The sequence below is a fragment of the Amycolatopsis tolypomycina genome, from assembly GCF_900105945.1.
In the GTDB taxonomy this organism is placed as follows: domain Bacteria; phylum Actinomycetota; class Actinomycetes; order Mycobacteriales; family Pseudonocardiaceae; genus Amycolatopsis; species Amycolatopsis tolypomycina.
Genome location: NZ_FNSO01000004.1, coordinates 8,123,764 through 8,146,621, shown reverse-complemented (window position 1 = coordinate 8,146,621; position 22,858 = coordinate 8,123,764). Strand labels below are relative to the sequence as shown.

At 70.8% G+C, this 22,858-nt stretch carries 25 protein-coding genes; 6 read left to right on the top strand and 19 right to left on the bottom strand.

Translation table 11 applies throughout. The features are described 5' to 3' along the window. Positions 1-56: 56 nt before the first annotated feature. The 8 genes from BLW76_RS47375 to BLW76_RS47340 all read right to left on the bottom strand — a co-directional run bounded on the left by BLW76_RS47375 (position 57) and on the right by BLW76_RS47340 (position 5,553). Complete coding sequence (locus BLW76_RS47375; RefSeq protein ID WP_208613522.1) at positions 57-902, bottom strand: 5-oxoprolinase subunit C family protein; 846 nt, start codon at positions 900-902, stop codon at positions 57-59. Then, positions 899-1,495, bottom strand: a complete 597-nt coding sequence (locus BLW76_RS47370) for a 5-oxoprolinase subunit B family protein (RefSeq protein WP_091319251.1) — start codon at positions 1,493-1,495, stop codon at positions 899-901. The genes BLW76_RS47375 and BLW76_RS47370 overlap by 4 nt, the downstream gene beginning before the upstream one ends. Before the next feature lie 5 nt (positions 1,496-1,500). Continuing rightward, positions 1,501-2,115 carry a heme-binding beta-barrel domain-containing protein gene (locus BLW76_RS47365; RefSeq protein ID WP_091319249.1) on the bottom strand — a complete coding sequence of 205 codons (615 nt, stop codon included), beginning with the start codon at positions 2,113-2,115 and terminating at the stop codon, positions 1,501-1,503. Between the two features lie 231 nt (positions 2,116-2,346). Then, positions 2,347-2,658, bottom strand: a complete 312-nt coding sequence (locus BLW76_RS47360) for a DUF1416 domain-containing protein (RefSeq protein ID WP_167384959.1) — start codon at positions 2,656-2,658, stop codon at positions 2,347-2,349. Further along, positions 2,658-3,494 (bottom strand): sulfurtransferase, encoded by an 837-nt coding sequence (locus BLW76_RS47355; protein ID WP_091319245.1) that lies wholly within the window; start codon positions 3,492-3,494, stop codon positions 2,658-2,660. Before BLW76_RS47355 ends, BLW76_RS47360 begins: the two co-directional genes overlap by 1 nt. Positions 3,495-3,525: 31 nt before the next feature. Next, on the bottom strand, positions 3,526-3,957 hold the full coding sequence (locus BLW76_RS47350; RefSeq protein WP_091319243.1) for a DUF4395 domain-containing protein: 432 nt from the start codon (positions 3,955-3,957) through the stop codon (positions 3,526-3,528). Positions 3,958-4,218: 261 nt separating this feature from the next. Beyond that, positions 4,219-4,644 carry a TlpA family protein disulfide reductase gene (locus BLW76_RS47345; protein ID WP_091319241.1) on the bottom strand — a complete coding sequence of 142 codons (426 nt, stop codon included), beginning with the start codon at positions 4,642-4,644 and terminating at the stop codon, positions 4,219-4,221. Positions 4,645-4,653: 9 nt separating this feature from the next. Beyond that, the gene (locus BLW76_RS47340) at positions 4,654-5,553 is read right to left on the bottom strand and encodes an LmeA family phospholipid-binding protein (protein ID WP_091319239.1); all 900 of its coding nucleotides are present in this window, start codon (positions 5,551-5,553) and stop codon (positions 4,654-4,656) included. Positions 5,554-5,705: 152 nt separating this feature from the next. On the opposite strand from BLW76_RS47340, the gene BLW76_RS47335 reads away from it, so the two are divergent. From BLW76_RS47335 to pstB, 6 genes are all read left to right on the top strand, one after another. Continuing rightward, a complete protein-coding gene (locus BLW76_RS47335) occupies positions 5,706-6,461 on the top strand; it encodes a winged helix-turn-helix transcriptional regulator (protein WP_167384958.1) in 756 nt (251 codons plus the stop codon). Positions 6,462-6,529: 68 nt separating this feature from the next. Beyond that, positions 6,530-7,429 (top strand): mycothiol synthase, encoded by a 900-nt coding sequence (mshD, locus tag BLW76_RS47330; protein ID WP_091319236.1) that lies wholly within the window; start codon positions 6,530-6,532, stop codon positions 7,427-7,429. A gap of 228 nt (positions 7,430-7,657) precedes the next feature. After that, positions 7,658-8,788, top strand: a complete 1,131-nt coding sequence (gene pstS / locus BLW76_RS47325; RefSeq protein ID WP_091320751.1) for a phosphate ABC transporter substrate-binding protein PstS — start codon at positions 7,658-7,660, stop codon at positions 8,786-8,788. A 194-nt stretch (positions 8,789-8,982) separates the two neighbouring features. Further along, positions 8,983-9,903 (top strand): phosphate ABC transporter permease subunit PstC, encoded by a 921-nt coding sequence (gene pstC / locus BLW76_RS47315; protein WP_091319233.1) that lies wholly within the window; start codon positions 8,983-8,985, stop codon positions 9,901-9,903. A 2-nt stretch (positions 9,904-9,905) separates the two neighbouring features. After that, the gene (gene pstA / locus BLW76_RS47310) at positions 9,906-10,823 is read left to right on the top strand and encodes a phosphate ABC transporter permease PstA (protein ID WP_091319231.1); all 918 of its coding nucleotides are present in this window, start codon (positions 9,906-9,908) and stop codon (positions 10,821-10,823) included. Between the two features lie 10 nt (positions 10,824-10,833). Then, positions 10,834-11,610: a phosphate ABC transporter ATP-binding protein PstB gene (gene pstB, locus BLW76_RS47305; protein WP_091319229.1), complete on the top strand. Its 777-nt coding sequence runs from the start codon at positions 10,834-10,836 to the stop codon at positions 11,608-11,610. Between the two features lie 63 nt (positions 11,611-11,673). On the opposite strand, the gene phoU is transcribed toward pstB, so the two are convergent. The 11 genes from phoU to BLW76_RS47245 form a co-directional block, all read right to left on the bottom strand. Next, positions 11,674-12,339, bottom strand: coding sequence for a phosphate signaling complex protein PhoU (phoU, locus tag BLW76_RS47300; protein WP_091319227.1), 666 nt, complete (start codon positions 12,337-12,339; stop codon positions 11,674-11,676). Positions 12,340-12,421: 82 nt separating this feature from the next. After that, positions 12,422-13,801 carry an LCP family protein gene (locus tag BLW76_RS47295; protein WP_425266052.1) on the bottom strand — a complete coding sequence of 460 codons (1,380 nt, stop codon included), beginning with the start codon at positions 13,799-13,801 and terminating at the stop codon, positions 12,422-12,424. 1,455 nt (positions 13,802-15,256) lie between these two features. Next, complete coding sequence (locus BLW76_RS47285; RefSeq protein ID WP_091320749.1) at positions 15,257-15,940, bottom strand: GGDEF domain-containing protein; 684 nt, start codon at positions 15,938-15,940, stop codon at positions 15,257-15,259. A gap of 120 nt (positions 15,941-16,060) precedes the next feature. Further along, positions 16,061-16,624 (bottom strand): isopentenyl-diphosphate Delta-isomerase, encoded by a 564-nt coding sequence (gene idi / locus BLW76_RS47280; protein ID WP_091319224.1) that lies wholly within the window; start codon positions 16,622-16,624, stop codon positions 16,061-16,063. 86 nt (positions 16,625-16,710) lie between these two features. Beyond that, complete coding sequence (locus BLW76_RS47275) at positions 16,711-17,544, bottom strand: alpha/beta fold hydrolase (RefSeq protein ID WP_091319222.1); 834 nt, start codon at positions 17,542-17,544, stop codon at positions 16,711-16,713. A gap of 10 nt (positions 17,545-17,554) precedes the next feature. Further along, positions 17,555-18,085 (bottom strand): cysteine hydrolase family protein, encoded by a 531-nt coding sequence (locus BLW76_RS47270; protein ID WP_091319220.1) that lies wholly within the window; start codon positions 18,083-18,085, stop codon positions 17,555-17,557. Next, positions 18,082-19,515, bottom strand: coding sequence for a purine-cytosine permease family protein (locus tag BLW76_RS47265; RefSeq protein WP_091319218.1), 1,434 nt, complete (start codon positions 19,513-19,515; stop codon positions 18,082-18,084). The genes BLW76_RS47270 and BLW76_RS47265 overlap by 4 nt, the downstream gene beginning before the upstream one ends. Further along, positions 19,512-20,387: a PfkB family carbohydrate kinase gene (locus BLW76_RS47260; RefSeq protein WP_091319216.1), complete on the bottom strand. Its 876-nt coding sequence runs from the start codon at positions 20,385-20,387 to the stop codon at positions 19,512-19,514. Before BLW76_RS47260 ends, BLW76_RS47265 begins: the two co-directional genes overlap by 4 nt. After that, positions 20,384-21,379, bottom strand: coding sequence for an ADP-ribosylglycohydrolase family protein (locus BLW76_RS47255; RefSeq protein ID WP_091319214.1), 996 nt, complete (start codon positions 21,377-21,379; stop codon positions 20,384-20,386). Before BLW76_RS47255 ends, BLW76_RS47260 begins: the two co-directional genes overlap by 4 nt. After that, a complete protein-coding gene (locus BLW76_RS47250) occupies positions 21,376-22,068 on the bottom strand; it encodes a GntR family transcriptional regulator (protein WP_167384957.1) in 693 nt (230 codons plus the stop codon). Before BLW76_RS47250 ends, BLW76_RS47255 begins: the two co-directional genes overlap by 4 nt. Positions 22,069-22,100: 32 nt before the next feature. Continuing rightward, positions 22,101-22,754, bottom strand: coding sequence for a VC0807 family protein (locus BLW76_RS47245; protein WP_091319210.1), 654 nt, complete (start codon positions 22,752-22,754; stop codon positions 22,101-22,103). Positions 22,755-22,858 lie beyond the last annotated feature (104 nt).

The following is a 22,858-nucleotide window of genomic DNA, read 5'->3' as shown; positions in this document are numbered from 1 at the left end:
ACCCGGACGGGTGCACCGCGTGACCCGGGTCTCACCCGCGTGGCGGTACGCCTTGCTCAGGAAGGCCGGAACCGGATTCGGGTACCCGGCCGAGCCTGCGCGAGGGCGCTCAGCGCGGCCGTTTTCACGACGGCGGCGACCGGATAGCCGCCGGTCGTCGGGTGGTCGGCGAGGAACACCACCGGCAGCCCGCTCGGCGGCACCTGGATCGCGCCGGTGACGACGCCCTCGCTGGGCAGCTCGCCCTCGACGGCCCGGCGCAGCGGCGTCCCGTCGAGGCGCAGGCCGACGCGGTTCGACTCGGCCGTGACCGTCCACCCCGCCGCGAGCCCGCCCGCCGGGTCGGCGAACCAGTCGTCGCGGGGCCCGAGCGTCACCGGCACCACGAGTTCCCCCGGCGCGGGAGCCGGCACGACGACGTCCGCGCCGATCGGGATCCCGGGGTTGCCGAGGGGAAGCACGTCTCCGGTCTCCAACGGCGGCGGCCCGATGCCGGACAGGACGTCCCGGGACCGGCTGCCCAGCACCGGCTCCACGGCGATGCCTCCGGACACCGCCAGGTAGCAGCGCAGGCCCACCGGCGGCGTGCCCAGCGTCAGCGTCTGACCCGCGCGCACCGCCAGCGGCGCGTGGGAGCCGACGGGACGGCCGTCGATGCGGACGTCGACCGCCGGGCCGGTGACCGCCGCCGTCACCGCGGCCGTGAAGCGCACGGAGAGGCCGCCGAGCAGGGTTTCGATCCCGGCGGCGGCCTCGGCGTTGCCCACCAGGCGGTTCGCCAGCCGCAGTGACGCCGTGTCGAGCGCACCCGAAGGCGCGACGCCGAGGTGGGCGTATCCGGGCCGGCCCAGGTCCTCGACCAGCGCGAGCCGCCCGGGGTCGAGCACCTCCAGGCTCCTCATCGGACGCTCCGGAAGCGGACGCGGTCACCCGGCGCGAACAACGCGGGCGGGTCCGCGCGCGGGTCGAACAGCGTCGCCGACGTGTGCCCGAGCAGCCGCCAGCCGCCGGGCGATTCGCGCGGGTAGACGCCGGTGAACTCGCCGGCGAGCCCGACCGACCCGGCCGGGACGCGGGTGCGCGGCGACTCCAGCCGAGGCTGCCGGAGCGGAGCGGGAAGCCCGGTCAGGTAGCCGAAACCGGGGGCGAACCCGGTGAACGCGACCGTGTAGACGGCTTCGGTGTGCATCGCGACGACGGTGTCCGGCGAGACTCCGGCGTCGGCGGCGATCAGGGCCAGGTCCTCGCCGTCGTAGCGGACGTCGAGGGTCACTTCGCGGGGCTCGTCGACGGGCGGGTGCGCGAGATCGGCGGCTTCGAGCAGGGCGCGCACGGCCGCGACCCCGCCGACGACGAGCAGGCTGCGCGCGCCCGGCACGAGGTCGACGACCCCGGGTGGCCGGGCGGCGAGCACGGTCGCGTGGGCGGCCCGCATCTGGTCGAGCGAGTCGCAGTCGAGCAGGGCGGCGTCCTCGCCGCACCGCCGCCAGCGCACCGGCGTCAGCCGACGACGCGGTGCAGCAGCGCCGAGGTGTGCGGCTGCATCTCCTGGCCCACCATCGCGCGTTCCTCGACGTAGCCGAGGGAGCCCTCGATCAGGCCGTACAGGCGCTGGGCCGCGGTGACGTCCTTGGCCGTGGCCGTGCGGATCACGGCGTCGGTGCCGAGCTCCCAGGACGTCTGGTTGCGCGGCTTGCCGTAGTACAGCTCGACGATGCCGGTGTTGTGGGTGAGCAGCAGCTCGATCGTGTCGTCCGCCTGCGGCCGCCAGAACCCGGACTCGCGGGCGGCGGGGCGGATGACGTTGCCGTCGTCGTCCAGCAGCCACGCGCGGGACTCGTGGATGAGGAACGGGCGGCCGTCGTGGGAGATCGTCAGCTGCTGCGCGAACTTGCGCGGGCCGTCGATGGTCGGGTAGTCGACCTCGCCCTCACCACGCCAGACGCCGACGAGCGGCAGCAGCGCGAGGCAGGCGTCGTTGAGGTTCGGCCCCTCGCGCAGGTTCGCGGTGTCGTTGGGGATGGGCAGGTCGTCCCACAGCGGGAGGTTGCGCGAGCGGGTGCTCTCCGCGCGCCTCTCCGCTGCCGCGATGGCTTCGTCGCCGCTGGCGGTCATGGGTCAGCGCTGGTCCGCGTACAGCCGGTAGACGACGTACACGGCGAACCAGGTGATCGCGATGCCGGCGAGGACCAGCAGAGTCGTAAAGAAGGCTTCCACGCCCCGCAGAATAGTCCGCCCGGTCCGGAACGGCCCTGCGCAGGGTCGCCGCGGTGAGCACAGTCACCCGGCTGAACACGGCGAAGGCCTCCCTGCCGGAGCAGGAAGGCCTTCGCGAAGGAGAAAGACTCAGCCGACCGAGATGGCCAGCTGGTGCAGGCCGGGGCCTTCGGCCGTGACCGAGGCTTCGCCGTTGCCGGAGCGGTGCAGCGCGCGCACCGTCCACTCGCCCGGCGCCGCGTAGAAGCGGAAGTCGCCCTCGGCCGACGAGACGACCTCGCCGGTGAAGTCGCCGCCGCCGTCCAGGAGCCGGACGAACGCGCCGCCGACCGGGCCGTCCGCGCCGGTCACCTTGCCCGCGAGCACAACCTGCCCGCGCGTGTCGAAGTCCGCCGGCGTGGCCTCCTGGACCGGTGCGCCGCAGCTGTCGTCAACCGCCATCACTTGGCTCCCAACTCGACCGGCACGCCGACGAGCGAGCCGTATTCCGTCCATGAACCGTCGTAGTTCTTCACGTCCTCGTAGCCCAGCAGCTCGTGGAGCGCGAACCACGCGATCGACGAGCGCTCGCCGATGCGGCAGTAGGCGATGGTGCCCTTGCCCTCGTCGATGCCCTCGTCCTTGTACAGCTCCTTGATCTCTTCCTCGGTCTTGAAGGTGCCGTCCTCGTTGGCGACCTTCGCCCACGGCACGTTCAGCGCGCCGGGGATGTGGCCGGGCACCTGGGACTGCTCCTGCGGCAGGTGCGCCGGGGCGAGCAGCTTGCCGGAGAACTCGTCGGGCGAACGCACGTCGACGAAGTTCTTCGAGCCGATCGACTGGACGACCTCGTCGCGGAAGGCACGCAGCGACAGGTCCTGGTCCTGGGCCTGGTACTCGGTGCGGTCGCGCTTGACCTCGTCGGAGTTCAGCTCACGGCCGTCGAGCTCCCACTTCTTGCGGCCGCCGTCGAGGAGCTTGACCTTCTCGTGGCCGTACAGCTTGAAGTACCAGTACGCGTACGCGGCGAACCAGTTGTTGTTGCCGCCGTAGAGGATCACGAGGTCGTCGTTGGAGATGCCCTTCTCCGAGAGGAGCTTCTCGAAGCCCTCCTTGGAGACGAAGTCGCGGCGCACCCCGTCCTGCAGGTCGTTCCGCCAGTCGAACTTCACCGCGCCCCGGATGTGGCCGGCGTCGTAGGCGGTGGTGTCCTCGTCGACCTCGGCGAACACGACGCCGGGGGTGTCCAGGTTCTCCTCGGCCCACTGGGTGGTGACCAGGACGTCTTCACGGCTCATGGACTGGACTCTCTTTCTGGGGTTGAACTTTTCAGGACGCGCGGGCGGGGCTGAAGCGTTTGATGAGCAAGAACATTTCGCAGCCGAGGCAGAAGTTGAAGGCCGCGTTGAGGAAGGCCGCGAACAGCGCGAACGCCGTCGCGACGATGCCGAGCGGGGTGATCCCCGCGGCGAAGCCGATCGTGCCGACCAGGGCGAACACGAACCCGACGGCCTGGGCGAACCGCAGCGGCGCCGCGTCCTCCCGCTCGTCGGTCGGGCCGAGGCGCGGGGCCACGAGCACGCGGTAGACGATCGAGTACGGCGCCGGCTTCAGGCCGGCGAACGCGCCGATGGCGAAGACGACGGTCTGGATCGCCAGCAGCGGCCACCACTGGGTGACCAGCACGACCGCGAGCACGATCGTGGTCAGGATGGCGGCGAACCGCGGGCCTCGCGGGTCGACGGCCGGTCCGGCGGACATGGTGCCTCCAGCTGGAGCAAGGGGTGCGTGCGAACGGCACGCGGCATCAGGGCTGGCGGGGACCGGATCGGAAGGGTTCAGTGCCGGTCGGACTGAACGCGACACAGGCTGCTGCGGACGCGGCAGAGGTCGACTGCGCGCCGCTGCGTCAAGAAGAAGGTGGTCAGCCCGGTCACGGGTGCGAGGGTACCCAGAGCTCTCTGAGGGTGGGAACCACGTTCATACCTTGGGACGATTCCCGGAATGCGGGACGATCCCTGGTCAGGACGTCCGCGTTGTGAGATGCGGCCGCAGGGCGTCCAGCAGTTCGGGGCCCTTCGGGACGCCGCCGACGCGCAGGAGCTCCCGGCCGTCCGGGGTCAGCGCGATCGTGGTCGGCGTCCGCAGCACGGCCAGCGACTGCGCGACCTCCGGGGAGTTCGTGACGTCGAGTTCGACGTGGTGCAGGCCGTCGGTTCGCTCGGCCAGCGGCGCGAGCACGGCCTTCGCGTGCCGGCAGGGCGCGCAGAAGGTGGTGGAGATCTGGACCAGCGTCACCGCGGACGCCGGGTCGAGCACGTCGGTGACGGGGGCGGGCAGCTCGCGGGCCGGCTTGGCGTCCCGCACCCGGCCGTTGCGGGCCTTGAGCAGCGCACCGGCGGCCGTGGCGGCCACCAGCGTCGCCACGAGCACCCACACCCCCGTCACCGGCCGCTCCTACTTGCTGAGGTCCGCGAAGGACACGTTCGTCGCCTTGCCCCTGATCGTCACCGATCCGCTCTGCACCTGCACGCCGGTCGGGGTGACCGACAGCGGCAGGTCCTTCGTGCTGATCGACGCGTTGAAGTTCGGCATCAGCGCCTTCTGCACCGCCGCGGGGACCACGGTGGTCTCCTGGTTGTTCCCGAACTGCAGCCGCTTGGGGACGAAGTTGATCGTTCCCTTGGCGGCGTCGGCCTCGATCATCGCGAAACAGAAGATTTCCAGATCCTTGCCCGCGAACTGAAGGTGTCCCGAAATGCGGACGCCGGTGCGCGACTCGTCCTGGTCGGGCTGGCCCTCGGTGGTCTTCGTCGGGGTCGGCGTCGGCTCGCTCTGCCCGGCGTCGCCGTTCTCGACGTACTCGGTGGTCGACGGCTCGATCCGCAGGTCCTTGATCTTGTCCAGCGGCGCGAGGCGGGCCAGGTCGGCGGCCTTGATGGTCACCGAGCCGGTCAGCTCGCCGATGGTGATCGCCTTGGTGTTGCCGTTGGCGAGGTCGGACAGTGGCGCCGTGACGTTCTCCAGCTCGGCGTTCACCGCGACGTCCTGGAGCTTGCCCGCGACCGGGACACCGGCGGCGGACACGCTGATGTGACTGTAGTCACCGCCCAGCGCCTGCGTGAGGAACGGGAAGCCGTGGATCGTCACCGACGGGTCGTCGCTCAGCTGCAGCTGCGTGCGCGCCTTCTGCGAGATCATGTGCTCGGCGTACGCGGCGGCTCCGAAATCGGCACCCACCAGCAGCAAGACCAGGACGATCAGCGCGATCACCCAGCGGCGGGCCCGGCGGCCGCGGCGCCGGGCGTCGGGCGTCGGTCCGGGTCGGTCGTCCCGGGTCACGGGCCTGCTCACCATCGCTTCCGTACTCCTGTTCGTCGGGGACACCCGGATTCCGCCAGGTGTGATCGATCCAGCAAGGGTTAGGTGCCCGGCCGTTCAGCCGCTATTCTCACTTAGCACCGACCAACGCCGCTGTGCGGCGACGACTCGAGAAGGCGGTGCGGCTGATGAGCCTGGACCTTCTGGTACTGACTGCGGAGGCCGACGCCACCTCGGTGCTTCCCGCACTGGACCTGCTGCCGCACACCGTACGCGTCCGCGCTCCCGAGGTGACGGCCCTGCTCGACGCGGGTCACCGCGACGTGATCCTCCTCGACGCCCGCAGCGACCTGGCCTCGGCGAAGAGTCTCTGCCGCCTGCTCAAGGGCACCGGCGAGGACGAGGCCGCGACCCCGATCATCGCCGTCGTCGGCGAAGGCGGGCTCGTTGCCGTGAGCGCCGAGTGGCGCACCGACGACATCCTGCTGCCCACCGCCGGCCCGGCCGAGGTGGACGCCCGGCTGCGGCTGGTGACGACCCGCGACGGCGGCTCCGCGCAGGTCGACGCCGAGCTGCGGGTCGGCGAGCTGGTGATCGACGAGGCGACCTACACCGCGCGGCTGCGCAAGCGCACCCTGGAACTCACCTACAAGGAGTTCGAGCTGCTCAAGTACCTCGCGCAGCACGCCGGCCGGGTGTTCACCCGCGCCCAGCTGCTGCAGGAGGTCTGGGGCTACGACTTCTTCGGTGGCACCCGCACGGTCGACGTGCACGTCCGGCGGCTGCGCGCCAAGCTCGGCCCCGAGCACGAGCAGATGATCGGCACCGTGCGCAACGTCGGCTACAAGTTCGAGCGGCCGGCCAAGAGCGGCGGCCCGCGGCCGGGCGTGCCCGCGCAGGCGAGCGCCGAGGCCCCGGCCGACGCTCCCGAACTCACCCACTGACGTCCCCACCTTCACCTGGACGCGGCGACAACCGTCGCGTTGCCTCTCCCACGGGTACGGTCGCAGGGGTGACCGGAGAGTGGCGGCAGGAACTGGACGAGAAGCAGCTCGAGGACGTGCGCGGGCTGCTGCTGGCCGTGCGCGACGCGGACGGGCGGCCCGAGGTCGAGCCCGCGGGCCCGCTGCCCGGTGAGTTCGACGGCGGTGAGCACCTCGTCGCCTGCGTCGAGGGCGAAGTCGTCGGCTACGCGCACCTCGACACCACGGGCGACTCCTTCGGGCACCAGGTCGCCGAGCTGTTCGTGCACCCCGCCCACCGTGATCGCGGCTACGGCGCGAAGCTGCTTCAGGCGCTCGACGAGCGAGCCGCCGTCGGCTTCCGCGTCTGGGCGCACGGCGACCACCCGGCCGCGCAGAAGCTGGCCGTGAAGACCGGCCTGGAGCGCAAGCGCGAGCTGCTGATCCTGCACGTCGACGTCGACAGCGCGGTCTGGCCGGAGCCGGTGCTGCGCGACGGCGTCTCGCTGCGGACGTTCGTGCCCGGCCAGGACGAGGACGCCGTGGTCCGGGTCAACGCGCGGGCCTTCGACTGGCACCCCGAGCAGGGCGCCCTGACCGCCGACGACGTCCGCGCCGACGAAGCCCGGCCGTGGTTCGACACCGACGGCTTCTTCCTCGCCGTTCAAGACGGCGAGGTCATCGGCTTCCACTGGACGAAGGTGCACGAACCGACCCCGGGGCGGTTCGGCGGCGAGCGCGTCGGCGAGGTGTACGTCGTCGGCGTCGACCCCGCGGCGCAGGGCGGCGGGCTCGGGCGGGCGCTGACGCTCGCCGGGCTGCGGTACCTCGCGAGCCGTGGGCTGCGGCAGATCATCCTGTACGTCGAGGGCGACAACGCACCGGCGCTGGCGGTCTACACCAAGCTGGGGTTCGCCCGTCACGAAACCGACGTCCAGTACGGTCGGTGACCACGATCGACGCCGCGCGAGCATCTCGTCACTGACGGCAAACGCGCAGGTCACGGCCCGGACACGGCAGCCTCTCAGGCTAGTAGCCCTGCTCACATCCGGGGGTCTGTTCACTTTGCGTTCATTTGTTCACGGCCGCCCGTCCATCAGCGCTGCCTAATGTCCGGATCCGGCACGGCGACCACCGCCGCGGCCGAACCGGTGAAGCTCCTGATGGAGGAAACAGCAGTGAAGATCATGCGGCCCCTGAGCGCGGTCGGCATCGTGGCGAGCGCCGCTCTCGTGCTCGCCGCCTGTGGCACTGACCCCGCGGCGTCCAACAGCAGCGGCTCGAGCTCCGCTGCTGCCCCCGCCGCGACCGAGACGGCCGACGTCCAGTGCGGTGGCAAGAGCCCGCTGTCCGCGGAAGGTTCGTCGGCGCAGAAGAACGCGATCGACATCTTCACGCAGCAGTACGGCAAGCGCTGCTCCGGTCAGCAGGTCAACTACAACCCCAGCGGTTCGGGCGCGGGCGTGAAGCAGTTCAACGCCAACCAGATCGACTTCGGCGGCTCGGACTCGCCGATCAAGGACGCCGACGCCGAGGCCGCCAAGGCCCGCTGCGGCAGCGAGGCCTGGAACATCCCGCTCGTGGTCGGCCCGATCGCCGTCGCCTACAAGCTGTCCGGTGTGGACAAGCTGGTGCTGACCCCGTCGGTCACCGCCAAGATCTTCAGCGGCGCCATCACCAAGTGGAACGACCCGGCCATCAAGGCGGTCAAGGGCAACGAGAGCCTGAACCTGCCGGACAAGGCCATCCAGGTCGTGTCCCGTTCGGACGAGTCGGGCACCACCGACAACTTCCAGAAGTACCTGGCCGCGGCGGCGAAGGCCGACTGGACCAAGGGTGCCGGCAAGAAGTTCAACGGCGGTGTCGGCAACGGCGCCCAGGGCTCCAACGGCGTCGCGACCGCGGTGAAGGCCTCCGACGGCGGCATCACCTACGTCGAGGGCGCGTTCGCCAAGGACGGCCTGACCCCGGCCCTGATCGACAGCGGCTCCGGCGGCGTCGAGCTCACCTCGGCGAACGTGGCCAAGTCCCTGGACGCGGCGAAGTTCCTCAAGGACGGCTCGAACGACCTCGCGCTCGACCTCAACGGCATCTACGCCAGCAACACCCCGGGTGCCTACCCGCTGCTGCTGACGACCTACGAGATCGTCTGCTCGAAGTACTCGAACCCGGACGTCGCGAAGGCCGTGAAGGCGTTCCTGACGGTGGCCGCGACCGACGGCCAGCAGCCGCTGTCCGCCAAGGGCTACGTGCCGATCCCGCAGTCGCTGCAGACCAAGGTGCTGACCGCCGTCAAGGCGATCAGCTGACCATTGCGACTGGCAACCGAGTGATAGAGGCTGGTCAGAAGTAGCTGATGAGCGAGTCATTCTCGACGCGAACGCCCACCGGCGACCCCGGTGGGCGTTCGTCGTCCGTCACGACGCCCCCGGAGGTCCCGATTTCGGAGCAACCAGCCCCGCCGGCGGCACCCGAGCCGCCCGCGGGCGAGAAGCCGAAGAAGGTGCGGGCCGGTGACCGCATCTTCCAGAACCTGACCACCGGGGCCGGGATCTTCGTCGTCGCCCTGATCGGCCTGATCGGGGTCTTCCTGCTGATCCAGGCGATCCCGGCGCTGAAGGCCGACAAGGTCAACTTCCTGACCAACCACGGCTGGTCGACCAGCGACCCGGCGAACATGTCGTTCGGCATCCTCGACCTGCTCGAGGTCACGGTGGCGACGTCGCTGGTGGCGCTGGTCATCGCGATGCCGGTTTCGCTCGGCATCGCGCTGTTCCTGACCCAGTACGCCCCGCCGCGCCTCGCGCGCCCGTTCGCCTACGTCATCGACCTGCTCGCCGCGGTGCCGTCGATCATCTTCGGCCTGTGGGGCATCCTGGTGTTCGCGCCGGCGATCGAGCCGTTCGCGCAGTGGATCAACGAGACGTTCTCGTGGTTCCCGATCCTGGCGCCCGGCAACGTCGCGCCGAGCGTGCGCGGCACGATCTTCACCGCCGGCATCGTGCTGGCCGTGATGATCCTGCCGATCATCACCTCGCTCTCGCGCGAGGTGTTCGAGCGGACGCCGACCCCGCACATCGAGGGCGCGCTGGCGCTGGGCGCCACCCGCTGGGAGGTCATCCGCACCACGGTGCTGCCGTTCGGCAAGGCAGGCTACGTCGGCGCGTCCATGCTCGGCCTCGGCCGCGCGCTGGGCGAGACGATCGCGCTCGCCGTCATCCTGCTGATCCCGCAGGGCAAGAACTTCGACTGGAGCCTCTTCGACGGCGGCGCGACCTTCGCGTCGAAGATCGCCGCGAACTACAGCGAGTTCAACAACGAGGTCTCGGCCGGCGCGTACATCGCGGCCGGCCTGGTGCTGTTCGTGCTCACCTTCGTCGTGAACTTCGCCGCGCGGTCCGTCATCGGCAAGAAGGGGGACTGAGCATGTCCGTCACCTCGCTCGAAGCGCCCGCTTCGACCCCGGCGTTCCAGCAGGTCAGCCTGGCCCGCAAGGTCAAGAACGGCGTTGCCACCACGCTGGTGTGGCTGTCGTTCCTGATCGCCGTCGTCCCGCTGGTGTGGGTGCTCTACACGGTGGTCGCCAACGGCATCAAGCGCATCCCGTACAGCAACTGGTGGGGCCAGGACTTCGGCGACGTGCTGTCCGACGAGGTCGGCGGCGGCGTGCTGCACGCCATCGTCGGCAGCCTGCTGCAGGGCCTCGTGTGCGCGATCATCGCGGTGCCGATCGGCATGCTCGTCGCGATCTACCTCGTCGAGTACGGCCGCGGCAAGCTCGCGAAGGCCACCACGTTCATGGTGGACATCCTCTCCGGCGTTCCGTCCATCGTGGCCGCGCTGTTCATCTACGCGCTGTGGATCACCACGCTCGGCCTGCCGCGCAGCGGTTTCGCCGTCTCGCTGGCCCTGGTGCTGCTGATGATCCCGGTCGTCGTCCGCTCGTCGGAGGAGATGCTGCGGATCGTCCCGGACGACCTGCGCGAGGCGTCGTACGCGCTGGGCGTGCCGAAGTGGAAGACGATCATGAAGATCGTGCTGCCGACGGCGCTGTCCGGCATCGTCGGCGGCGTGATGATGGCGCTGGCCCGCGTGATGGGCGAAACCGCGCCGCTGCTGGTCCTCGTCGGCTACTCGGCCTACACGAACTGGGACATCTTCCACGGCGAGCAGGCCGCGCTGCCGCTGCTGATGAACAACGAGCGCGTCAGCAACCCGATGGACCCGGGCACGGTCGGCTTCGACCGGATCTGGGGCGCGGCCCTGACCCTGGTGCTCATCATCGCGCTGATCAACCTCCTCGCCACTGTGTTCGCGCGCCTCGTCGCCCCGAAGAAGAAGTGAGCTGTTCCTGATGGCCAAGCGAATCGACGTCAAGGACGTGGACATCTACTACGGCAAGTTCCACGCCGTGGACGGCGTCACCCTGTCGGTGCCGCCGCGCAACGTCACCGCGTTCATCGGCCCGTCGGGCTGTGGCAAGTCGACGGTGCTGCGCACGCTCAACCGCATGCACGAAGTGATCCCCGGCGCCCGCGTGGACGGCCAGGTGCTGCTCGACGGCGAGGACATCTACGCGTCGTCGGTCGACCCGGTGCAGGTGCGCCGCACGATCGGCATGGTGTTCCAGCGTCCCAACCCGTTCCCGACGATGTCCATTCGCGACAACGTCGTGGCGGGCCTGAAGCTGGGCGGCACCAAGGGCAAGAAGACGCTCGACGACATCGCCGAGCGCGCCCTGCGCGGCGCGAACCTGTGGAACGAGGTCAAGGACCGCCTGAACAAGCCGGGCGGCGGGCTTTCGGGCGGTCAGCAGCAGCGGCTGTGCATCGCCCGCGCGATCGCGGTCCAGCCGGACGTGCTGCTGATGGACGAGCCCTGCTCGGCCCTGGACCCGATCTCCACGCTGGCGATCGAGGACCTGATCGGCGAGCTGAAGAAGGACTACACGATCGTCATCGTCACGCACAACATGCAGCAGGCGGCCCGGGTTTCCGACCAGACGGCGTTCTTCAACCTCGCCGGCGTCGGCCAGCCGGGCCGGCTGGTGGAACTGAACGACACGGAGAAGATCTTCTCCAACCCGGACGAAAAGGCCACGGAAGACTACATTTCCGGCCGCTTCGGCTGAGTCCACAATGGAGTAATGGAAATGCCCCCGGCCGCGGCCGGGGGCATTTTTCGTTGGGGCGGCTCAGATGTCGTCGTCGGAGCCGTAGCCCGGCATCTTGCCGGTGACGACGAAGATCATCCGCTTGGCGACCGAGACGGCGTGGTCGGCGTAGCGCTCGTAGAAGCGGCCGAGCAGCGTCACGTCGACGGCCGCGGCCACGCCGTGCGGCCACTCGCGGTCCATGATGACGGTGAAGAGGTGGCGGTGGATGTCGTCCACCTGGTCGTCGTCGGATTCGAGCGTCTTCGCCGCCTCGACGTCCTTCGACTTGATGACCTGTTCGGTCTGGCGGGCCAGCTTGACCGCGACTTCGCCCATCTCGGCGAAGTACGGGCGCACCGCGTCCGGCAGCACCGGCTCGGGGTGGCGGCGCCGCGCGGCCTTCGCCACGTGCAGCGCCAGGTCGCCCATCCGCTCCAGGCTCTCGGCGGCGTGGATCGCCGCGAGGACGGTGCGCAGGTCGGTCGCCACGGGCGCCTGCAGGGCCAGCAGGGCGTACGCCTGCTCCTCGCACTGGGCGCGGGCGTCGTCGACCTTGGCGTCGTCGCTGATCACCTGCTCGGCGAGACCGAGATCGACCTCCAGCAGTGCCCGCGTGGCCCGCTCCATGGCGTCGGCGACCTGGACCGACATCGCGGCCAGGTGGTCGGCGAGCTGTTCGAGTTCGACATGGTAAGCCTCACGCATGGCCCAACCCTACGGCCAACTGTGGCCAAATACCGCATCGCCGGGTGAACCGCACGTGAACCCGGACTAACGATCCTCCGGCTCAGCCGTTGCCGGTGCTCTTGCGGGTGGTGGTCGACTTCGAGCTGCCGCTGGACTTCGACTTCGACGTGCTGCTCGGCGGCGCCTGCTCGCTGACGGGGACCGGCGCGTTCGGGTCGGGCAGCGGCGTGTTGTTGCGCAGCGCGTCGAAGAGGGCCTTCGTCTTGCTGACGACGAGCACCTCGTTGCCGCGGCTGTTGGCCGTGCCGACCGTCGGGACGGTGAGGAACGTGATCTTCGACGGGTCGAGGCCCTTCATCGACTGCGCCAGCGTCATCATCTGCTTGACGCCGAGGTTGTCGCCGAAGGTGGCCTTCGCGAAGGCAGTGATGAAGTCGCTGAGCTTGCCGGGGTCGAGCACGACATCCGAGGACATGACCTTCTTCAGCAGCGCGCCGATGAACTCCTGCTGCCGCTTGATCCGGCCGTAGTCGGACGTCGGGTCGCCCTTGACGTGCCGCGCCCGGACGAAGTTCAGTGCCTGGTCGCCGGAGATCGTGACGTCGCCGGTCTGCAGCAGCACCTTGCCGAGGATGGTGTCGTCGATCGGGATCTCGTTGTGGATGGTGACGCCGTGCACCGCGTCGACCATCTCCTTGAAGCCGTTGAAGTCGATGCCGACGAAGTGGTTGATCCGCAGCCCGGTGATCTGCTGGATGACCTTGGTGACGCAGGACGGCCCGCCCACCGCGTACGCGGTGTTGAGCTTGGCGATCTTCTGCGCGGGCACCTTTTCGTCGGTGTTCTTGCTCTGCACGGGGTCCCAGCGCTGGCACTCGGGCCGGTTGATCTCGAGGTCACGCGGGAACGACGTGACGACGACCCGCTTCCGGTCGGCGGGGATGTGCGCCACCATCACGGTGTCGCTCCGCGCACCGGGGATGCTGTCGGCGGTGCCGACGCCCTCTTCGGCGGACGCCCCGTCGCGGGTGTCGGAGCCGACCATCAGGAAGTTCTCGTCGTTGGCCTGCGCCGCGGCGTCCTGGATGTCGGCGGAGTTCTCGTCGAGCGCGGCGACTTGGGTGAACTTGGCGTCGAAGTAGGTCTGGGCGCCCCAGGCACCCCCGATCCCGAGGAAGACGAGCGCGGCCACCACGGCCGCGGCGATCCGCCCGAACTGCACGCTCTTCCTCGGCGCCTTTTCGGGGAGTGGCGCCACCTCGGCGGCGTCGTCTTCGGGCGGCGGAGCGGTGACAACGCGCTGCAGGGCTGTCCGGGTGCTCTCGAGGATGGAGGCGGGCGAGAGCCGTTCCCGGCGTTCCCGCCGCTTGGCCTCTTCGGCTTCCATCTCATCGTGCGCGGCGGAGAACCGGGCGAGGGTGTGGTCGATCCTGCGGCGGTACTGGGTGGCCTCGTCGATGGCTTCCATCTCGTCGGTCATGGTGAGCGGATCAAGGGCGGCCCGAGGCGGCACACCCCCGGAAGCATCGTCACCGGCGACGGAACGCGAGGGTGCCTCGGCCGGGCCACCGGGACGCCGACCCGCGGGCCCATCGGCGGCAGCCCGTGCGGCCTCGGCGGAAGCTCGGCGCCCCGAACCATCCGCGGCGGGCGGGATCGGAGCTGCGGGGCGTCGGCCGGCGGGCCCATCGGCCGCGTCGTGCGGAATCGGGGCCGCGGCGGGAGCCGCGGGACGGCGGCCGACCGGACCATCGGCTACGGCGGGCGGGATCGGGGCGGCAGCGGTGGGGGCTGCGGGGCGTCGGCCGTCGGCCGCGGCCCGCGGAGGCGCGGCCCCTTCGGCGGCGGTGCGCCGGGGCGCCGGGCTGTCCGGCGTGGCGCGCGGAGGTGCCACTGCCTCGGTCGAAGCGGCCGGGCGTCGGCCCGCGGGGCTTTCCGCCGCTCGGCGGTCGGCGGCGCGCGGGGGTACCGCGGCCTCGGCCGACATCGCCGCCCGACGGCCTGCGGGACCGTCACCGGTGGGGCGCTGCGGCGCGACCCCTTCGGGGCCGGCCGCTCGGCGGGGTGCGGGGCCGTCGGGCGCGCGTGGCGGTGCCGCCGCCTCGGCGGAAATCCCTGGTCGGCGGGGTGCGGGGCTGTCGGGTGTGGCGGCCGCTCGGCGGGGTGCGGGGCCGTCGGGCGCGGCAGCCGCTCGGCGGGGGGCCGGGCTGTCCGGGGTCGGCGCCTGCTCCGCGCGGGGTGCGCGGCGAGGCGGGACACCTTCGCCCTGAGGCGCCTCCGCCGACGGGCGGCGGGGGCGTCGCGGCGGCTGGGGGGTCGCCGACGTCTGCTGCGGGCCCGGGTTGGCCACCGGGGGGCGTCGCTGGAGGGGGGCTTCCGGCAGGGGCGCCGCCGCGGTGGTGCGGCGGGGCTGGCGGGGGCGGGGGGTGCGCGGTTGACGTGTGGCGTCCGTGGGTACTGGGTCCTGTGCAGGCCCCTGGTCCGACCTCGGAGCGCGCGGCTGGGAAGACCGCGGCTCGGCTGCGCGAAGACGGCGTCCCGGCTGGTCGGGTCGCTCCTCGCGGGCCGGCAGGGGGCGAACGCCGGTGGTCTTGGCGACGACGTCGGAGACGCTGATCCCGCCCTGGTCCTCCATCGACCGGCGCCGTCCGGGCCGGGGCCGCGCGGGACCGTCGGAGCGGTGACCGGTTCCCGGGCTGTCGAGCTCGTCCGGCACTCGGTCTCCTTTCGCGCGATCGAAGGGTGGCTTCGATTTGGCCGTCTTCCCCCGCAGGAGGTGATCGTTCCCCCGGCGGTTTTCGTTATCGTACGGATACCCCCCGTTCGTGACGACACCCTCCCGGAATTTTCTTCACCTTGAGTCGACGAACGGCCGGTGTGCGTCGACAAACGGGTGATACACCTTGTCGGCGGACGGAGTAATGCCGTGTTTGCGTTACTCAGAGTGGGATATTAACTGTGTCGTTTGCGCGTCTTGATAGGCGACTTTGTTGCGGCCCGCGTGTTTCGCCGCATAAAGCAGGTCGTCCGCGTGCCGCAGCCGGCGCTCCGGTGACGTCGGCGCCCCGGACCCCGGCGTCTCGTGCGCGAGCCCGGCGCTGATGGTCACGCGCAACCCCGGCTGAAGTTCTGACCAGGGATGACGGGCGACGCGCAACCGGGCGTCGTCGACGACGCGAACGGCGCGCCCGAGGTCGACCCCCGGCAGCCACAGCACGAACTCCTCGCCGCCGTAGCGGGCGCAGAAGCCGCCCGGGGGCAGGTCCTCCTGGAGCAGGTCGGCGACCCGGCGCAGGACGCGGTCGCCGACGAGGTGACCGTACGTGTCGTTGACGCTCTTGAAGCGGTCGAGATCGATCAGCGCGAGTCCCAGCGGCAGGCGATCGGTGAACGGTCCATACAGGCGCTCATCGAGGTAGCGGCGGTTGTAACTCGAGGTCAGCGCGTCGCGGAGACTGCCGTCGCGAGCGATTTCGAGCGCCGAACGCAGGTGCTGGTAGGCGCGCTGCCAGTCGCCCTGGGTGGCGAAGAGGCTGGCGATGGCTTCGTGGAGGCGGAGCAGGTCCGGCGGCTGCGGGCTGGCTGTCCGGCCCGCCGCGCCTTCGCCCTCGGCGACCATCCCCACCTCCACCACTCCTTGGTTGTCGTCGTGGGGGCGGTCGCGCTTGAGATGCCGGTCCGGAAGAAGGTGAATTTCGCTCAAACGGGACTGTGATGGTGACTCTGCGGAGTGGTCGGTTCAGAGTCCGACGAACGGCTCGATGCCCTTGAGCTGCGAGTACTGGTCCTTAGCCCAGTAACTCACATTAGCCGTCGTGTCGTTCAGTAACGACGTGTAGTCGTTCCAGGCGACCCAGCGCCAGTCGCCGACCTCCTCCGGGTTCGGCGCCGGCTCGGCGTCGGCCCACGCGGCGAACACCGGGCAGAACTCGTTCTCGACGATCCCCTGGAATGGCGGCGTCCGGTAGCGGTAGTTCGGCAGCACGCAGTGCAACCCGGACAGCGAAGGCAGCCCGAGCTCGTAGGCGGCGCGGCGCCGGACGGCGTCCTCGAGCGCTTCGCCGGGCGCGGGGTGGCCGCAGACGCTGTTGGTCCAGACCCCCGGCCAGACCTTCTTGTGACCGGCGCGCTGGGTGATCAGCAGGGCGTTGTCGCTGCGCCGCAGGACGTAGCACGAGAAGGCCAGGTGCAACCGGGTGTGCTCGTGGTGGCTGGCCAGCTTGGGGCCGGTTTCGCCGGTGGGCACGCCGTCCTCGGTGACGAAGACGACCTGCTCGGTCTCGGGTTCGGTCGCGGTATCCACGCGCCCCAGTGAACACGACGGCTGCCTGCGCGCCGTACCGCGAGGCGGGTGGGTTACCGCGGTCCGCCCGGCACGGTGACGGGCCGTCACCGTGCGTTGAGGTGCTCCACGAGCAGCGAAGTGACGGCTTCCGGTGCCTCCTCCGGCACCCAGTGCGAGACGTCTTCGAGCATTTCGAAGTGGTAGGGCCCGGTGACCCAGTTCGCGGTGTCGAGCGCGGCGGTCGAGCCGAACGAGACGTCCTCGGTGCTCCAGATGTACAGCGTCGGCACGGCGATCTTGCCGATCTTCCCGCCCGGCCGCCCGGCCCGGTACCAGTTGAGGGCGGCGGTGAGCGCGCCCGGCTCGGACAGCCGCTGCACGTAGTCGTCGACCTTGGACGGCGACACGCGCCGATCGAACATCTCCCGCAGTGCGCGGCCGCCGTTCTCCAGCATCCGCCGCTCGGTGACGCGGGTCTGCCGCCACTCCGTCATGTAGCGGGTGCGCAGGTGCTGGTCTTCGTCGGTCTTCATGGCATCGGCGAGCGCGGCGGGGTGCGGCGTGGAGACGACGGTGAGGCTCCGCAGCCGTTCCGGGTGCGCGTCGGCGGTCCACCAGGCGACGGCGCCACCCCAGTCGTGCCCGACGAGGTCGAACTTCAGCCAGCCCAGCGCTTCGGTGATCGCGACGACGTCCCCGACAAGGTGATCGATCGAGTAGTCGCTCGCCTGCTCGGGGCGGACATTCGGCGAGTACCCACGCTGATCCGGCGCGACGGCCCGGAATCCGAGCACCCCGAGGGTCGCGACCTGGTGCTCCCACTCGGTCGCGGCTTCGGGGAAGCCGTGCAGCAGGAGGACGGGCCGCCCGTCTTCGGGCCCGGCGGCGATGGCGTCGAAGGACCCGGCCTCGGTGGGGATGCTGATGTGGTCGATCACGCAGGCGAATCTACTTCGCGAGTACCTCCTCGGTGGTGGCGACCTGCACGAGCGGGCCGTACAGCCGCATGATGTCCAGGGCCTTGGCGTGGCTCTCGTCGTCCGCGCCTGCGCACGCGTCGGACACCACCGTGACCGCGACGCCCGCGTCTGCCGCCGCCAGGGCCGTCGACAGGACGCAGCAGTCCGTCGAGACGCCCGCGAGCACCAGGCCCGCGCCACCCACCCGGGTTGCCATGCGCGGGTTCCACTTCCCGAACGTCGTCGCGTCCACAGTGGACGAGGGCTGGAAAGCGTCGACCACTTGGTACAGCTGCGAGTCCGGTGGCTGGAGCGCGAACGGCCACTGCTCGTAGTACCGGCGCCACGCCCCTTCCGGTCGTGCTGGCGCGACAAACCGCGTGAACACGACGTCGTCGCCGAACGCCGTCACCAGCCGGTGGATCGGCGGGACCACCTCGGCGAAGCGCGGGGTGAACCACGGGCTCGCCGGGTCGGCGAAGACGTTCTGCAGGTCGATGACCGCCAGGATTCGCCTCATACTGCCTCCTGTTCGCGGACCCGCCGCCGCGTCAGCAACGTCACCAGGAAGCCCAAGGCCAGCGCCAGCAGCACGCCGAGGTTCGCGTAAGCCCAGGCGCCTTCGCGGCCGCCGAGGCCGAACGGCTCCAGCAGGTATCCCTGCCACTGCAGCCACGCCGCGGACGAGTTCGTCACCAGGCCCCAGCCGAGCGCCGTCGCCACCAGGACCAGCGCGATCGGCCCGACCCGGACGTCGCCGTAGCGGCCGGCCGGGTCGAAGAGGTCGGGCTCGGCGTAGTCGCGGCGCCGCAGCAGGACGTCCGCGAGCATCACGCCGCACCAGGCCGCCACCGGCACGCCCAGCGTCACCAGGAAACCCTGGAACTGACCGAGGAACTCGCCACCGAAGAACACGATGTAGACCGTGCCCAGGATCATGATCACGCCGTCGACGAGCGCAGCCGCCGGGCGGGGGATGCGCACACCCGCCGAGAGCAGCGCCAGCCCCGACGAATAGATGTCCAGGACTGCGCCGCCGACCAGGCCGAGCACCGCGACGATCGCGAACGGCACCAGGAACCACAGCGGCAGCAACGACGTCAGTGCGCCGATCGGGTCGGCCGCGATCGCCTTGTTGAGGTCCGGCGACGACCCGGCCAGCAGCAACCCGAACACCAGCAGCACCACCGGCGCCACCGACGCGCCGAACGTCGTCCAGCCGACCACGCCCCGGCTCGACGCCGACCGCGGCAGGTAGCGGGAGTAGTCCGCGGCCGCGTTGACCCAGCCGAGGCCGAAGCCGGTCATCAGGAACACCAGCGCACCCACCCACTGCTGCGCCGACCCGGACGGCAGCGCGCTCACCGCCGCCCAGTGGACGTCGCCGGCCACGAGGACAACGTAGACGACCGTGAGCACACCGGTGATCCAGGTGATCCACGTCTGCAGCTTCATGATCGCGTCGAAGCCGAGCACGCCGGCGGCGACGGTCAGCGCCGCCACCACCACGAGCGCGACCACCTTCGTCGGCGTTCCGCCGCCCCAGCCGAGGCGCTCGAACACCGTCGCCGTGGCCAGCGTCGCCAGCGCGGCGAGCACGGTTTCCCAGCCGACCGTCAGCAGCCACGAGATCGCCGACGGCAGCCGGTTGCCGCGCACGCCGAACGCCGCCCGCGAAAGCAGCATCGTCGGCGCCGACCCCCGCTTGCCCGCGATGGCGATGAAGCCGCACAGCAGGAACGAGAACAGGATGCCGACGAGACCGGCGACCAGCGCCTGCCCGAACGAGATGCCGAAGCCGAGGGTGAACGAGCCGTAGCTCAGCCCCAGCACCGACACGTTCGCGCCGAACCACGGCCAGAACAGCTGCCGCGGGCGCCCGCGCCGCTCGGCGTCGTCGATCACGTCGAGGCCGTTGGTCTCCACCTCGAGTCTGCGGGTACCGGTCATCGCATGGCCTCCACCAGCTGGTCGATCTCTTCCCGGCCCGGCGCGGTCGCCGGGCCGCGCCGGGTCACCGAAAGCGCGGCCGCCGCGTTGGCGCGCACGGCGGCGTCGAGGACGGTACTGCCGCGCAACAGCTCCGCGGCCAGCACGCCGCAGTGCGTGTCGCCGGCGCCGGTGGTGTCCACGACCTCGACCGGGAAACCGGGGACGTCGGTGATCCGGCCGTTTTCGTGGACGCGACAGCCTTGCGCGCCCTCGCGGACAACGGCGACGGGTGGCAGCTCGCCCAGCACCTCGGCTTCGCGGGCGGTGCAGCTCAGTATGTCTATTGTGGACAACAAGGCATGGAGGTCTCCAGGGTCGATGTCGGTGATGAGCGGGCCGGGGTCGAACAGGATCTTCGAGCCGGGCAGCCGGGGCAGCCACTCGATGAGGGCGCCGCGATTGATCTCGTGCAACCAACTGTATCCGCTCACGTACACGACGTCGTCATTCTTTGGGGTGACTCGGTCGAGCAATTCGGCGTGCAGCCGTCCTTCGGCGCCGGTGCCGGTCGCGAAGGTGCGCTCGCCGGTCGCGTCCACCAACACGACGACGACGCCGGTGTCCACTTCGGACATTGGTTCGTGAGCCAGCGCAATCCCTTCGGTCGCGAGCGCGTTGCGGACGAGATCGCCGAAGCCGCCGATTCCGTGGCTGCCGGCGTAAAGCACCTCCGCGCCGGACCGCGCGGCGGCGGCCATGACGTTGAAACCGCCGCCGGGCAACAGGTTCGTCGACGACGCGAGGACGTCGCCGCCGTGCGGTGGCAGCGCGGGCACCCGCATGACGAGGTCGACGACGACCTGCCCGGTGTGCACCAGCCGCCCGCTCATCGGCGGCGCAGCTTCAGGAGTTCGTCGACGAGCGGCCCGAATTCGAGCCGGTTGACGGCGAGCACGGTCTCGACGACATCGGGGCGGAAGGCGCCGACGCCGTGCGCCGCGCCGAGCATCGCGCCGCAGATGGAGGCGACGGTGTCGGTGTCGCCGCCGAGCCCGGCGGCCAGGCGCAACGCCGCCGGCGGGTCGTCGCCCATGGCCTCGGCCAGCGCGAACGCGGCCACGACGGACTCCTGCGACGCGACCGAGGTGCCGATCACCTGCGCGACCGCGTCGGCGACGGCCGCCGGGGCCATCCCCCGCACCCAGTCACGCGCCCAGCGGATCCGGGCGGCGATCTCCCCGCCCGGTGCCCAGTGCCCGCGTTCCCCGCCGACGACGGCGGCGCGCTCCCCGGCGTCGAGCGCTTCGGCCAGGCTCGCGCCGTCGACCCCGGCGGAGACGGCGGCCGCGACCGCGGCGGCCGACGCGATGCCCAGGCTGGTGTTGTGCGTGACCCGCGCGGTCGCGACGACGGTGTCGACCAGCCGGTGCAGGTCGTCCGCCGGCGTCGCGATGCCGACCGGCGCGACCCGCATGGCGGCGCCGTTGGTGGTGCCGGTGCGACCGGCTTCGTCGGCCGGGACGCCGTCCTGGAGCCGGGCGAGCGCGCGCTTGGTGGACGGCCCGAGCAGGTCCGCGGACCCGCGGCGGACCATGTCCGCCTCCCAGATCAGCAGGGCGTCGGCGAGGACGTGCGGCTCCACGATGCCGCGGCCGTCGATGAGCAGCCGGGCCAGCATGACGGCCTGCTCGGTGTCGTCGGTGACTGAACCGGCGGGCATCGACGGCGCGACCGGCTGCTCGGCGACGGCGGCGAACAGGCCGGTGACCGGCCCGTACGTGGCGGCAATGGCGGCGCGGGACATCGACTGCGTCGGCATGCCGAGCGCGTCGCCGACGGCCAGCCCGGTGAACGCGCCGAGCGCCCGGTCCCGCGCGGTCACCGGTGCCTGAAGGTGAGGTGGAACTGGAACCGGTCCGGGTCCAGCAGGCTGACGACCCGCTCGACGAGACGGCCTTCGCCGTCGACCGACGTGCGTTCGGCGCGGAGGAAGAGCTCGCCGATGCTGCGGCCGAGGAGTCCGGCGGCGCAGGCGTCGAGGCGTTCGGTGCTGAGCCACTGGTCGCCGCCGACGGCGATCCGGCCGGCGGCTTCGAGGGTCTTGGTCAGCGAGCCGTCGCGCAGGCCGGTTTCGGGGAGCGCGGCGAGCGGTCCGACGGCGGGCACGGTGGCGGTCTCCAGGGAGATCCCGCGCTCGTGCTCGCGCCGCAGCCGCCGCACGGCGACGTAGGTCAGTTCGCCGAACTCTTCGTCGAGGACACGGTCTTCCACGGCTTCGATGCCGAGCAGCTCGGTGGTGACCGGCGCGCCGGCGTCGGCGAGGGCGCGGGCCCAGCCGATCCGCTGGTCGAGCTGGACGCCGTCGAAGGTGACGAACGACCCGACCCCGGCCTGGGTGGAGATGAGCTCGAGCTGCTGGAGCTCGGACAGCGCGCTGCGCACGGTACCCCGGCTGACTTGGTACTTCAGGGCGAGCTGGTGCTCGCCGGGGAGGCGTTCGCCGGGGGCAAGGCGTCCGGAGCGGATCAGGTCGGCGAGATCGCCGACCAGCTGCTGCCGCTTGCTGTACATGTCCACACCTGTACACCCCGCGTTGTCGCAGGTCAAGCGGCCACGAGAGGGCGTGCCTTCGCATCGGCGGCGATCATCTTGCCCGCCTTCTCGGCCACCTTGCCGGAGACGACCATGATCACCGCGAAGGAGGCCGCGAAGATCGTCGTGCTCAGCCAGACCATGGTCGGGACGGGCAGCGTGAACGCGCCGGCGATGCGGACGGAGCTTTCCAGCACGAAGCCGATTCCCCAGATGACGCTGCAGCGCAGCAGGATGGCGTTGAACGTGGCGTTTTCGCTGAGGCGTTCCCACGCGGCTTCGTTCTCGGCCTTGCCGCGGGTGAGGAAGGGCCGCATCGTCTTGGTCATGATCGGGGCCGCGGTGAACGCGGAGGCGAGGATGACGAGGCCGGTGATGCCGCTGCCGAGCGAGTCCTTGGCGATCATCATCCGGGCGTCGCCGGAGACGAAGGTGAGCAGCATGCCGACGACGTTCGTGACGAGGACGACGAGGGCGAGGCCGTTGAGCGTGCGGTCCTTGGCGAACTGGAAGAGCGTCCGGGCCAGCGGGAAGACGCCGGCGGCGGCGAGCGCGGTGAAGTCGCTCGCGCCGAGCGAGTGGAGCGCGTAGTAGACGCCGGTGGGGACGGCGATCTCGATCGCGAGGGTCTTGACCAGGGAGCTTGCGGGCTGGTTCGTCGTCATGCACCGAGCTTGTCGCGGTGGGCGGCCCGGGACGGATGCCGTCCGCCACGACTTCGGCCTGACAGATGTCACGACCTCACGTTTCGCGCCGCTGCGTCGTCTAC